The sequence below is a fragment of the Kluyvera ascorbata ATCC 33433 genome (genome assembly GCF_000735365.1).
GTDB lineage: Bacteria > Pseudomonadota > Gammaproteobacteria > Enterobacterales > Enterobacteriaceae > Kluyvera > Kluyvera ascorbata.
This window is the reverse complement of the sequence record NZ_JMPL01000012.1, coordinates 31,401-44,446: the sequence shown is the minus strand read 5'-3', so window position 1 is coordinate 44,446 and position 13,046 is coordinate 31,401. Positions and strand designations below refer to the sequence as shown.

At 53.3% G+C, this 13,046-nt stretch carries 12 protein-coding genes; 10 read left to right on the top strand and 2 right to left on the bottom strand.

The features are described from left to right. Window positions 1-35 precede the first annotated feature (35 nt). The 4 genes from yfbV (at window position 36) to GKAS_RS05395 (ending at window position 3,671) form a co-directional block, all read left to right on the top strand. Window positions 36-491 (top strand): terminus macrodomain insulation protein YfbV, encoded by a 456-nt coding sequence (gene yfbV / locus GKAS_RS05410; protein WP_035892492.1) that lies wholly within the window; start codon window positions 36-38, stop codon window positions 489-491. Between the two features lie 81 nt (window positions 492-572). After that, window positions 573-1,067, top strand: a complete 495-nt coding sequence (locus GKAS_RS05405; protein WP_035892491.1) for a YfbU family protein — start codon at window positions 573-575, stop codon at window positions 1,065-1,067. Then, window positions 1,060-1,737 carry a sugar phosphatase gene (locus GKAS_RS05400; RefSeq protein ID WP_072011354.1) on the top strand — a complete coding sequence of 226 codons (678 nt, stop codon included), beginning with the start codon at window positions 1,060-1,062 and terminating at the stop codon, window positions 1,735-1,737. Before GKAS_RS05405 ends, GKAS_RS05400 begins: the two co-directional genes overlap by 8 nt. Window positions 1,738-1,838: 101 nt before the next feature. Further along, on the top strand, window positions 1,839-3,671 hold the full coding sequence (locus tag GKAS_RS05395; protein ID WP_035892489.1) for an SLC13 family permease: 1,833 nt from the start codon (window positions 1,839-1,841) through the stop codon (window positions 3,669-3,671). A gap of 72 nt (window positions 3,672-3,743) precedes the next feature. Here the strand turns inward: GKAS_RS05395 and yfbR are convergent, their stop codons facing one another. Next, the gene (gene yfbR / locus GKAS_RS05390; protein ID WP_035892488.1) at window positions 3,744-4,343 is read right to left on the bottom strand and encodes a 5'-deoxynucleotidase; all 600 of its coding nucleotides are present in this window, start codon (window positions 4,341-4,343) and stop codon (window positions 3,744-3,746) included. Window positions 4,344-4,427: 84 nt separating this feature from the next. After that, a complete protein-coding gene (gene alaA / locus GKAS_RS05385) occupies window positions 4,428-5,645 on the bottom strand; it encodes an alanine transaminase AlaA (protein ID WP_035892486.1) in 1,218 nt (405 codons plus the stop codon). Between the two features lie 908 nt (window positions 5,646-6,553). On the opposite strand from alaA, the gene lrhA reads away from it, so the two are divergent. From lrhA to nuoF, 6 genes are all read left to right on the top strand, one after another. After that, complete coding sequence (gene lrhA, locus GKAS_RS05380) at window positions 6,554-7,495, top strand: transcriptional regulator LrhA (RefSeq protein WP_035892485.1); 942 nt, start codon at window positions 6,554-6,556, stop codon at window positions 7,493-7,495. Window positions 7,496-8,121: 626 nt separating this feature from the next. Beyond that, a complete protein-coding gene (gene nuoA / locus GKAS_RS05375) occupies window positions 8,122-8,568 on the top strand; it encodes an NADH-quinone oxidoreductase subunit NuoA (protein WP_035892484.1) in 447 nt (148 codons plus the stop codon). A gap of 15 nt (window positions 8,569-8,583) precedes the next feature. Then, window positions 8,584-9,258: an NADH-quinone oxidoreductase subunit NuoB gene (nuoB, locus tag GKAS_RS05370; RefSeq protein ID WP_002913178.1), complete on the top strand. Its 675-nt coding sequence runs from the start codon at window positions 8,584-8,586 to the stop codon at window positions 9,256-9,258. 93 nt (window positions 9,259-9,351) lie between these two features. After that, window positions 9,352-11,157: an NADH-quinone oxidoreductase subunit C/D gene (nuoC, locus tag GKAS_RS05365; protein ID WP_115073849.1), complete on the top strand. Its 1,806-nt coding sequence runs from the start codon at window positions 9,352-9,354 to the stop codon at window positions 11,155-11,157. A 2-nt stretch (window positions 11,158-11,159) separates the two neighbouring features. Beyond that, complete coding sequence (gene nuoE, locus GKAS_RS05360; RefSeq protein ID WP_035892483.1) at window positions 11,160-11,660, top strand: NADH-quinone oxidoreductase subunit NuoE; 501 nt, start codon at window positions 11,160-11,162, stop codon at window positions 11,658-11,660. Further along, window positions 11,660-12,997, top strand: coding sequence for an NADH-quinone oxidoreductase subunit NuoF (gene nuoF, locus GKAS_RS05355; RefSeq protein WP_035892481.1), 1,338 nt, complete (start codon window positions 11,660-11,662; stop codon window positions 12,995-12,997). Before nuoE ends, nuoF begins: the two co-directional genes overlap by 1 nt. The last annotated feature ends 49 nt before the right edge of the window (window positions 12,998-13,046 follow it).

Here is a 13,046-nt window from a genome sequence, read left to right as displayed (position 1 = left end):
TATTTTAATTTTTATGTGTGAAGTTGAGGTAAGCCATGTCGACACCCGAGCAACGCCCGGTTAGTTTCTTCAGTTTGTTTAGCCGTGGGCAGTATTATGCAAAGACGTGGCCGCTGGAAAAACGTCTCGCGCCGGTGTTTGTTGAAAACCGCGTGATCCACGCAACGCGCCATGCCATCCGGCTGATGCCGCCGCTGGCCATTTTTACGCTGTGCTGGCAAATCGCCCTTGGTGGGCAGCTTGGCCCGGCGGTCGCCACCGCGTTATTTGCGCTTAGCCTGCCGATGCAGGGGCTGTGGTGGTTGGGTAAACGTTCCGTCACGCCGTTGCCTCCTTCTATATTACAGTGGTTTTATGAAGTGCGTGGCAAGCTGCAGGAGGCGGGGCAGGCGCTGGCGCCGGTTGAAGGCAAGCCGGATTATCAGGCGCTAGCTGACACGCTTAAGCGCGCCTTCAAACAACTGGATAAAACTTTCCTCGATGATTTGTAATTGAGGGCGAAAAACGCATATAAAAGAAGACACAAACATTGTGTCTTTTTTTATGCTGCAAAGCGCAACAGGAGTCGAAGAATGGAAATGACCCATGCTCAACGTCTGATTTTGTCTAATCAGTACAAGATGATGACTATGCTTGATCCCGACAACGCTGAGCGCTACCGCCGCTTGCAGACCATTATCGAACGTGGTTATGGTTTGCAGATGCGTGAACTGGACAGGGAATTTGGGGAGCTCAAAGAAGAGACCTGTCGTATTGTTATCGACATTATGGAGATGTACCACGCGCTGCACGTCTCCTGGACCAACCTGAAAGACGCCGATACCATCGATGAACGCCGCGTCACCTTCCTCGGCTTTGATGCGGCTACCGAAGCGCGTTTCCTCGGCTATGTGCGCTTTATGGTCAACGTTGAAGGTCGTTATACCCACTTCGATGCGGGCACCCACGGCTTCAACGCGCAGACCCCGATGTGGGACAAATACCAGCGCATGCTGAACGTCTGGCACGGCTGCCCGCGCCAGTATCATCTGAGCAGCAACGAAATCAATCAGATAATCAATGCCTAAGGAGACCGACGTGCAGTGTAAAGGTTTCCTGTTCGATCTGGACGGCACGCTGGTTGATTCGCTGCCGGTGGTGGAACGTTCCTGGCAGTTCTGGGCCGAAAGCTATGGCGTAGACCCACAGGCGGTGCTGGATTTTATTCACGGTAAGCAGGCCATCACCACGCTGCGCCACTTTATGCCGGGCAAGTCGGAAGCGGAAATTCAGGCTGAGTTTCTGCGCCTGGAGCATATTGAAGCGACCGACCTTGACGGAATCCAGGCTCTGCCGGGGGCTCTTGAGCTGCTGGAACATCTGGAAGCTAACGCAATTCCATGGGCGATTGTCACCTCGGGCTCTATTCCCGTAGCCCATGCGCGTCACCGCGCTGCGGGTCTGCCGCAACCGGCAGTGTTTGTCACCGCCGAACAGGTCAAGCGCGGTAAACCGCAGCCGGATGCTTATCTTTTAGGCGCTGAGCTGCTGGGTATCGCTGCACGGGATTGTCTGGTGGTTGAAGATGCGCAGGCTGGCGTGCAGTCGGGTCTGGCGGCCGGTTGTCATGTGGCGGCCGTCAACGTGCCACCGGAAACGCCTGAACTGCGCGAAGTTGATTTTGTGCTCTCTACGCTTGCGACGTTATGCGTTGAGAAACTGCCGGATGGCACCATCAACGTCACGCAGAATGCATGATCTTATGATTTAGCCCCACACCGTTGGGGCTTTTTTCTGTCACTATGGTCAACGCCTTATAGTTGAAAACCTTACCGATTATCTGATGACAAGGAAATGTTGTGAACGGTGAACTGATTTGGGTGCTCTGTCTGTTAGCGATTGCGGTTGTGCTGTTTGCCACCGGCAAAGTACGCATGGATGCGATTGCTTTGGGCATTATTGTCGCTTTTGTTCTTAGTGGTACGCTCACGCTGAGTGAAGCTTTTTCTGGCTTCAGCGATCCTAACGTCATTCTGATTGCCGCACTGTTTATCATCGGCGATGGGCTGGTGCGAACCGGCGTGGCAACCAACATGGGGTCCTGGCTGGTACAAGCGGCAGGCAGCAGTGAAACCAAAATGCTGGTCTTCCTGATGCTGACTGTGGCCGGGCTTGGCGCATTCATGAGCTCGACGGGGGTCGTGGCGATTTTTATCCCGGTGGTGCTTAGCGTCTCGGCACGCATGAATATTTCGCCTTCACGTCTGATGATGCCGCTCAGCTTTGCCGGCTTGATTAGCGGCATGATGACGCTTGTGGCTACACCGCCCAACCTGGTTATCAACAGTGAGCTTATCCGCGAAGGGCTGGAGGGGTTTAGCTTCTTCAGCGTCACGCCAATAGGTTTGGTGGTATTGGTGCTCGGCGTTCTTTATATGCTGGTGATGCGCTTTATGCTTAAAGGCGATGAAGGCAACCTGACGCGCGATGGCCGCAAGCGTAGTACTTTCCGCGATCTGATTCGTGACTATCATCTTACCGGCCGCGCGCGCCGCCTCGCTATTCGCCCCGGCTCCCCGATGATTGGCCAGCGTCTGGACGACATGAAACTGCGTGAACGCTACGGCGCTAACATTATCGGCGTGGAGCGCTGGCGTCGTTTTCGGCGGGTGATTGTGAACGTGAACGGGGTCTCTGAATTTCGCGCCCGCGACGTGCTGCTGATTGATATGTCCGCCGCGGAAATTGACCTGCGCCAGTTCTGCAGCGAGCAGCTGCTGGAGCCGATGGTGCTGCGCGGTGAATACTTCTCTGACCAGGCGCTTGATGTCGGCATGGCGGAAGTGTCGCTTATCCCGGAGTCGGAGCTGCTGGGGAAAACCGTGCGTGAAATGGGCTTCCGTACCCGCTATGGCCTGAACGTGGTCGGCATGAAACGCGACGGCGAGGCGCTGGACGGCTCGGTGGTTGATGAGCCATTGCAGCTTGGTGATATCGTGCTGGTGGTGGGCAACTGGAAATTAATTAGCCAACTGGGGCAAAACGGCCGCGACTTCGTGGTGCTGAATCTTCCCGTCGAGGTGAGCGATGCTTCCCCGGCTCACAGCCAGGCGCCTCACGCGATCTTCTGCCTGGTTCTGATGGTCGCGCTGATGCTGACTGATGAAATTCCCAATCCCATTGCGGCGATCATCGCCTGCCTGTTGATGGGGAAATTCCGCTGTATTGATGCCCAGAGCGCCTACAAATCGATTCATTGGCCGAGCATTATTTTGATTGTCGGCATGATGCCGTTCGCCCTCGCGCTGCAAAAAACCGGCGGTGTGGATCTGATTGTGAAAGGGCTGATGGATATCGGCGGCGGGCAGGGGCCTTATCTGATGCTCGGCTGTCTGTTCGTGATGTGCGCGGCGATTGGCCTGTTTATCTCGAATACGGCGACGGCGGTACTGATGGCGCCTATTGCGCTGGCCACGGCAAAAACGATGGGCGTGTCGCCCTATCCGTTTGCGATGGTGGTCGCGATGGCCGCATCCGCGGCGTTTATGACGCCGGTTTCCTCTCCGGTGAATACGCTGGTGCTGGGGCCGGGGAAATACAGCTTCAGCGATTTCGTCAAAATCGGCGTGCCGTTTACCGTGCTGGTGATGATTGTCTGCGTGGTGCTGATTCCGATTTTGTTCCCGTTCTGAGGCTCACCGGCGGGCCGGGCTACAAGTTGAAGGTAGCCAGGTCGAGCGCAGCGACGCCGGGAACGTAGACAATTACAGCGGTGAATCCTGGCTTATTTCATCGAGCGAAAGATGGAAGCTCGGCACAAACACCGCCATAAAGTAGTCCATCTCCTCGCTGCGGCGTGAGGCCAGCGTCTTCTCCAGACGGCCTTTTGCCAGCAGGAATTCGTTGTTTCCCGCCGACAACTCCTCCAGACACTTCAGATAAGCACACAGCGCGTCAGCCTGTTTCACGATCGCTTTTTCTTCATCGCTGCTCTGATGCTCGTCGATAAGCGGCGCAAAAATATCGTGCAGCTCTTCCGGCACCATATCGATAAGCTTCTGCTGGGCGATTTTCTCGATGGCTTTGTATTCCTGCGCAATCTGCGAATTGAAATACTTTACCGGGGTAGGCAGATCGCCGGTTAACACCTCAGAGGCGTCGTGATACATCGCCAGCAGCGCAATGCGTTCGGCATTAACCTGACCATTGAATTTACGGTTTTTAATCGCCGCGAGGGCATGGGCGACCATGGCAACCTGCAGACTGTGTTCAGAGACGTTTTCGGTGCGCACATTGCGCATCAGCGGCCAGCGGTTGATTAACTTGAGGCGGGAGAGGTGGGCAAAAAAATGACTCTGATTCATAACAACCCTTACGCGTTAACAACAGTAAAGGCATTGTGCGCAGAGATGACCGCCGGATGCAAATTCCAGCGGTCATGAGCCGCATTAAAGCTGATGGTAGCCAGACAGGAAGCGGCCAAAGCGGGTAATCGCCATTTCCAGATCGTCTTCACGCGGCAGGGTCACGATACGCACGTGATCCGGCCACGGCCAGTTAAAGGCGGTACCTTGAACCAGCAGTACTTTTTCCTGTAGCAGGAAGTCCAGCACCATGCGCTGATCGTCATGAATGTTAAAACGTTTAGCATCAATTTTCGGGAACATATACAACGCACCCTTTGGTTTCACGCAGGAGACGCCAGGGATTTCATTGATAAGCTCCCACGCACGGTTGCGCTGCTCGTACAGACGACCGCCCGGCATGATGAATTCGCTAATGCTCTGATAGCCACCTAACGCAGTCTGAATAGCGTGCTGTGCCGGGACGTTGGCGCACAGACGCATGGACGCCAGCATTTCCAGCCCCTCAATATAGCCTTTAGCATGTTTTTTAGGTCCGTTCAGCACCATCCAGCCCTGACGGAAACCGGCGACACGGTAGGTTTTGGACAAACCGTTAAAGGTAATGGTCAGCAGATCCGGCGCTAACGCCGCGATCGAATGATGCTGGGCTTCGTCGTAGAGGATCTTGTCGTAGATTTCATCGGCGAAGATTATCAGGTTGTGCTCGCGGGCGATCTCAACAATCTCCAGTAGCAGCTCTTTGGAATACACTGCGCCGGTTGGGTTGTTCGGGTTAATGATGACAATCCCGCGGGTACGTGGGGTAATTTTGGCGCGAATATCGTCTAAGTCCGGGAACCAGTCGGCGGATTCATCGCACAGGTAGTGCACCGCTTTGCCGCTGGAGAGGGACACCGCTGCCGTCCACAGAGGATAATCCGGTGCGGGAACCAGCATTTCGTCACCGCTGTTCAGCAGTGCCTGCATCGCCTGGACGATAAGTTCAGATACGCCGTTGCCGATGTAAATGTCTTCTACCGTCACGTCGCGCATGCCGCGTGCCTGGTAGTGCTGCATGATGGCTTTACGGGCGGAGTACAGCCCTTTGGAGTCGCAGTAACCCTGTGCGGTAGGCAGGTTGCGGATCACGTCGACCAGAATCTCATCCGGCGCGTCAAACCCGAAAGGTGCTGGGTTACCGATGTTAAGTTTGAGAACTTTATTGCCTTCTTCTTCAAGGCGTTTTGCCTCTTTAAGAACCGGGCCACGAATGTCGTAACAAACGTTGTCTAACTTGCTGGATTTTTCAATCGGAGACATGAACCTTTAACCTTTTTAGCTGTTATTGCCACTCCCTGCCGTGGAAGTCAGCACGGAACAATGTACTCCGCATCCCCGTGGTTTTGAAGGGTTAACAGTAGAAGATTTCGTGCTTCCTTCGTTGTTGGTACATTCTTTTTCGCCACTCTTTGGTGACTATCGTTGCGTGATGTTTTGTTAATTTATTGTTCAATAGATTAAATCACTGCTGCTGCGGCAATATGCAGCTTTTATCGCTGTTAAAAAGAAAATGGTTTAGCTTAGGTGCTAATATTGCTGGATATACTTTAAGCATTCTTCAACATTTTTAATTTTTAATTAAATAATGACGAATAAGGATTAGAGATGATACTCATTTTTGTGAAGTTGATGTTAAGGATGGCTTATGATCAATATTAATATTTTCTTATATTTTGAAAAGTAATGCCGGTGATTTGTTAGTTTTCTTAAATTGTTTTGATTCTAAACCTTTTTCGTTATTGAGATAGATCTTATTTAGGCTTATAAATTCTATGGTTTTCAGTTAATATGGAAAAGAGCGTCAGACTCCCATTAGCAGTTTTTGTTGATGATTATCAAGATTGATATCATAACTTGATGTTATTCATTGGATTTATTGGCTTCTTTTATAAGTCCTGTTTTCTCTCTGAAGCATTATCGCGATGTCGCTACCTACAACTTCTTACGCGAGACGGTTATCAGGGTGAAAAGGATTATTAGCCTCTGGGTCGAAGGATATATTGCAAAAGGAACTGTTGCTCACGGTAGTAACAGAAAATTTAATACTGACACTCATCAGGCAGTCATTCGTCAATGATTGGTGAAAGATGATTTAAAAGGATTTGCCTGAACTTTTGAGTGCAGCATCAATAAGGCAGGTCGGTCCCCGAACCTGTAAGTGGATTAATATGATAAATGCCAATCGTCCGATACTGAATCTCGATCTCGATCTGCTGAGAACCTTTGTTGCTGTAGCCGACCTAAGCACTTTCGCAGCGGCGGCGGCGGCAGTTTGCCGTACCCAATCCGCCGTAAGCCAGCAAATGCAGCGTCTGGAGCAGTTGGTGGGTAAGGAACTGTTTGCCCGTCATGGGCGTAACAAACTGCTTACCGAACATGGCATCCAACTGCTGGGCTACGCGCGTAAAATCCTGCGTTTCAACGATGAAGCATGCACATCGTTAATGTTTAGCTCTCTTCAGGGACAGCTGACTTTAGGGTCGTCTGATGAATCTGCCGATACCATCTTGCCGTTCCTGTTAAACCGCATCAGTTCGGCCTATCCGAAGCTGGCGCTTGACGTACGAGTCAAACGGCATGGCGAGATGGCCAGTATGCTAAGCAATAAAGAGATCGATCTGGCGCTGACGACTCATCCATTGGAAGGCTTCGAGTCGACGATTCTGCGTACCTCGCCTACGCTTTGGTACTGTGCGGCAGAATTTACGTTGCGCCAGGAAGAGCCGGTACCGTTGGTACTGCTGGATGATCCTAGTCCGTTCCGCGATATGATTATTAAGACCCTGGATGCCGCCGGCATTGCGTGGCGACTGGCGTATGTCGCTTCAACGCTTTCAGCCGTTCGCGCGGCGGTCAAAGCGGGGTTGGGCGTCACCGGCCGACCGGCTGAAATGATGAGCCCGGATCTGCGTGCGCTTGGCAAAGGTGAGGGCATGCCCGATCTGCCGGAGACCGAGTATATGCTGAGCTACAACGTAGCCAGTGAAAACGAGCTGGCGCAGATGATTTTCCAGTCCCAGGAGCAGCGGTACGAACCCTGGCCGAACGGTGGGAGCTATACCACTGAAGGGGGAGATAATTCCCTCATACATGAAAGGGATTTGGATTAACAATTCGCTTGAAATGTAGTAACAAAATGTAAATGTAAAAAAGAATCGTAGACGATGAAAAGCGTGTTTGCGGTTCTTTTTTCGTACTTCTGCGTAGATAGTTTAAAAATAAATCTAATAATGTGAGAGTAATCATGTAATTAGAAATATTTTTACCCTCAACTATCCTATCATCATACCTAAAGTCTTATCTCCTGCTAATGTTAAAAAAACGGATAGATTGTTGCCGTTTTTCGGGTCGAATTAACAAAAGCGTGTCTTAGATCAAGAAAATACTCCTCATTGGGGGGAGGAATCATTAGTAAATCCTGTCAAAATAGAAGGGTAATTCTTGTCATTGCTACAAAACGGACACGATTCAACAACAGGTAAACCGCAGGGTCTATTGAGCTGAATCAAATCAAAGGGCACGTAATGTTAATGAAATGCTTTTGATGTAAATTAATGTGAGGAAACTTTTGTTAAAGTTGACAAAAGGTTATAGAAAGGAGTAAAAAACCTCAACATTTTGCGGTCTATGTTTCGAATTGGGCTGTTTGTAGGTTTTTTAATCCTCCCCATGAATCGATGTAGCGTCCATCTGCCGGTAAGAGCAGAGGTGGTAATGCTACCTATTTGGTAAAGCTTTGTGTATGTCAACATCCACTGAAATCATCGCCCATCATTGGGCATTCGCTATCTTTCTGATCATTGCCATTGGCCTGTGCTGCCTGATGTTAATCGGCGGTTGGTACTTGGGTGGTCGCGCACGCGCAAGAAGCAAAAACACTCCGTTTGAATCGGGTATCGACTCCGTTGGCTCCGCACGTTTGCGTCTGTCGGCGAAGTTCTATCTGGTCGCCATGTTCTTCGTCATCTTCGACGTGGAAGCGCTTTACCTCTACGCCTGGTCAACGTCCATTCGCGAAAGCGGTTGGGTTGGCTTTATCGAGGCCGCCATTTTCATATTTGTGCTGCTGGCCGGTCTGGTTTACCTCGTTCGCATTGGCGCGCTTGATTGGACGCCTGCGCGTTCTCGCCGCACGCTGGCTAACCCAGAATCCGACAGCGTCACTAACCGTAATACGCAGTAAAAGCGAGGCAATAAGATGGATTATACGCTCACCCGCATAGATCCTAACGGTGAGAACGACCGTTATCCCCTGCAAAAACAGGAGATTGTTACCGATCCCCTGGAGCAGGAGGTGAACAAAAGCGTGTACATGGGGAAACTCGAACACGCGCTTCACGACATGGTCAACTGGGGCCGTAAGAACTCAATCTGGCCTTACAACTTCGGCCTTTCTTGCTGCTACGTTGAAATGGTGACGTCATTCACTGCGGTGCATGACGTTGCGCGTTTTGGTGCGGAAGTACTGCGAGCGTCCCCACGTCAGGCTGACCTGATGGTGGTTGCCGGTACCTGCTTCACCAAGATGGCTCCGGTTATTCAGCGACTGTACGACCAGATGCTGGAACCGAAATGGGTTATCTCAATGGGCGCCTGTGCCAACTCCGGCGGCATGTACGATATCTACTCCGTCGTGCAGGGCGTGGATAAATTCATTCCTGTCGACGTGTACATTCCAGGCTGCCCTCCGCGTCCGGAAGCTTACATGCAGGCGCTGATGCTGCTGCAGGAATCCATTGGTAAAGAACGTCGCCCACTGTCGTGGGTCGTTGGCGATCAGGGCGTTTACCGCGCCAACATGCAGTCGGAACGCGAGCGTAAACGCGGCGAACGTATTGCTGTGACGAATCTTCGGACGCCGGACGAGATTTAATTTGCGCCTGCGGGCGGTGGCATCTTTTCGACTTCGCAAATCAATATACAACAGCGCGAAGGCCACCCCGGCAGTCACCACGGACCTTTTGCAATGGTGAACAATATGACCGATTTAACCGCGCAAGACGCAGCCGCATGGCAAACCCGCGATCACCTTGATGATCCGGTCATCGGCGAGTTGCGCAACCGTTTTGGGCCGGATGCTTTTACCGTTCAGGCCACTCGCACCGGGATACCCGTTGTTTGGGTTAAGCGCGAACAGCTGCTCGAAATTGTCGACTTCCTGAAGAGATTGCCAAAGCCTTACGTCATGCTTTTCGATCTCCACGGCATGGACGAACGTCTGCGTACGCACCGCGAAGGTTTACCTGCCGCGGACTTTTCCGTTTTCTACCACCTGATCTCAATAGACCGCAATCGCGATATCATGCTCAAGGTGGCATTGTCTGAAAACGACCTGAACGTCGCGACAATCACCAAACTTTTCCCGAACGCCAACTGGTATGAGCGTGAAACCTGGGAAATGTTTGGCATTACCTTTAACGGCCACCCGAATCTGCGTCGCATCATGATGCCGCCGACCTGGGAAGGCCATCCGCTGCGCAAAGACTACCCGGCGCGCGCCACCGAATTCGACCCGTTTGAGCTGACCAAAGCCAAGCAGGATCTGGAAATGGAAGCGCTGACCTTCAAACCGGAAGAGTGGGGTATGAAGCGCGGGACCGAAAACGAGGACTTCATGTTCCTCAACCTCGGCCCGAACCACCCATCTGCGCACGGTGCATTCCGTATTATCCTGCAGCTTGATGGCGAAGAGATTGTCGACTGCGTACCGGACATCGGCTATCACCACCGTGGCGCCGAGAAGATGGGCGAGCGTCAGTCCTGGCACAGCTACATTCCGTACACCGACCGTATCGAGTACCTCGGCGGCTGCGTGAACGAAATGCCGTACGTGCTGGCGGTAGAGAAGCTGGCGGGTATTACCACGCCGGACCGCGTGAACGTGATTCGCGTGATGCTCTCCGAACTGTTCCGCATCAACAGCCACCTGCTGTACATCTCGACGTTTATTCAGGACGTCGGCGCGATGACCCCGGTCTTCTTCGCCTTTACCGACCGTCAGAAAATCTATGACCTGGTAGAAGCGATTACCGGTTTCCGTATGCACCCAGCCTGGTTCCGCATCGGCGGCGTGGCGCACGACCTGCCTCGTGGCTGGGATCGTCTGCTGCGTGAATTCCTTGAGTGGATGCCGAAGCGTCTGGACTCCTACGAGAAAGCCGCACTGCGTAACACGATTCTGAAAGGCCGCTCCGTCGGCGTTGCTGCTTATACCGCGAAAGAAGCGCTGGAGTGGGGCACCACCGGTGCTGGCCTGCGTGCCACCGGTATCGGCTTCGACGTGCGTAAATGGCGTCCATATTCTGGCTATGAAAACTTCGACTTCGAAATCCCGACCGGCGGTGGCGTTTCTGACTGCTACACCCGCGTGATGCTGAAAGTGGAAGAGCTGCGCCAGAGCCTGCGTATTCTTCAGCAGTGTCTCGATAACATGCCGGAAGGCCCGTTCAAGGCGGATCACCCGCTGACCACGCCGCCACCGAAAGAGCGCACGCTGCAGCACATCGAAACCCTGATCACCCACTTCCTGCAGGTTTCCTGGGGCCCGGTTATGCCAGCACAGGAATCCTTCCAGATGGTGGAAGCGACCAAGGGGATTAACAGTTACTACCTGACCAGCGACGGCAGCACCATGAGCTACCGCACCCGTATCCGTACGCCGAGCTATGCGCACCTGCAGCAGATTCCGTCGGCGATCCGTGGCAGCCTGGTATCAGACCTTATCGTCTATCTGGGTAGTATTGATTTTGTTATGTCAGACGTGGACCGCTAATTATGCACGAGAATCAACAACCACAAACCGAGGCTTTTGAGCTGAGTGCGGCAGAGCGTGAAGCTATTGAGCACGAGAAGCACCACTACGAAGACCCGCGTGCGGCGTCCATCGAAGCGCTGAAGATCGTTCAGAAACAGCGTGGCTGGGTGCCGGACGGTGCGATTTACGCGATAGCCGAAGTGCTGGATATTCCGGCGAGTGACGTAGAAGGTGTCGCCACCTTCTACAGCCAGATTTTCCGCCAGCCGGTTGGCCGTCATGTGATTCGCTACTGTGACAGCGTGGTGTGTCATATCACCGGCTATCAGGGCATTCAGGCCGCGATTGAGAAGAAGCTCGACATCAAACCGGGTCAAACCACCTTTGATGGTCGCTTCACCCTGCTGCCGACCTGCTGCCTGGGCAACTGCGACAAGGGGCCGACCATGATGATTGATGAGGACACTCACAGCCATCTGACGCCGGAAGCCATTCCTGACCTGCTGGAGCAGTATAAATAATGAAAAATATTATTCTGACTCCCGAAACCCATCCGCTGACCTGGCGTCTTCGCGACGACAAGCAGCCGGTGTGGTTGGAAGAGTATCAGGCGAAAAATGGTTATGCCGGTGCGCGCAAAGCGCTCTCCGGGATGGCCCCGGACGAAATCGTCAACCAGGTGAAAGACGCTGGCCTGAAAGGGCGCGGCGGCGCGGGCTTTTCCACCGGTCTGAAGTGGAGCCTGATGCCGAAAGACGAATCCATGAACATCCGTTACCTGCTGTGTAACGCCGATGAAATGGAGCCGGGCACCTATAAAGACCGCCTGCTGATGGAACAGCTGCCGCACCTGCTGGTGGAAGGCATGCTGATCTCCGCGTTCGCCCTGAAAGCGTATCGCGGGTACATCTTCCTGCGCGGTGAATACATTGAAGCCGCACAGCACCTGCGCCGCGCCATTGCGGAAGCTACCGAAGCGGGCCTGCTCGGGAAAAACATTCTCGGCACCGGTTTTGACTTCGAGCTGTTCGTGCACACCGGGGCTGGGCGCTACATCTGCGGTGAAGAAACCGCGCTGATTAACTCCCTTGAAGGCCGTCGTGCTAACCCACGTTCCAAGCCGCCGTTCCCGGCGAGCTCAGGCGTTTGGGGTAAACCGACCTGCGTCAACAACGTGGAAACCCTCTGTAACGTCCCGGCTATTCTGGCCAACGGCGTTGAGTGGTATCAGAACATCTCCACCAGTAAAGATGCCGGTACCAAGCTGATGGGCTTCTCCGGGCGCGTGAAAAACCCGGGCGTCTGGGAACTGCCGTTTGGCACCACCGCGCGTGAAATCCTTGAAGACTACGCTGGCGGCATGCGTGATGGCCTGAAATTTAAGGCCTGGCAGCCGGGCGGCGCAGGGACTGACTTCCTGACCGAATCGCACCTTGACCTGCCGATGGAATTTGAAAGCATCGGTAAAGCGGGCAGCCGTCTGGGTACGGCGCTGGCGATGGCCGTCGACCACGAGATCGGTATGGTACCGCTGGTGCGTAACCTGGAAGAGTTCTTCGCCCGTGAGTCCTGCGGTTGGTGTACGCCATGCCGCGACGGCTTGCCGTGGAGCGTCAAAATTATGCGCGCCCTTGAGCGCGGTGAAGGCCAGCCTGGCGACATCGAGACACTTGAGCAACTGTGTCGATTCTTAGGGCCGGGTAAAACCTTCTGCGCGCATGCGCCTGGTGCGGTTGAGCCGCTGCAGAGCGCCATTAAATATTTCCGCGAAGAATTCGAAGCAGGCATCAAGCAGCAGTTCAGCAACACCCATGCAATTAACGGGATTCAGCCGAACCTGCTAAAGACGCGCTGGTGATTCCCACAAACTCATTCAGGCAGCCAACGCAGAGGCAGCCTGAATGAAG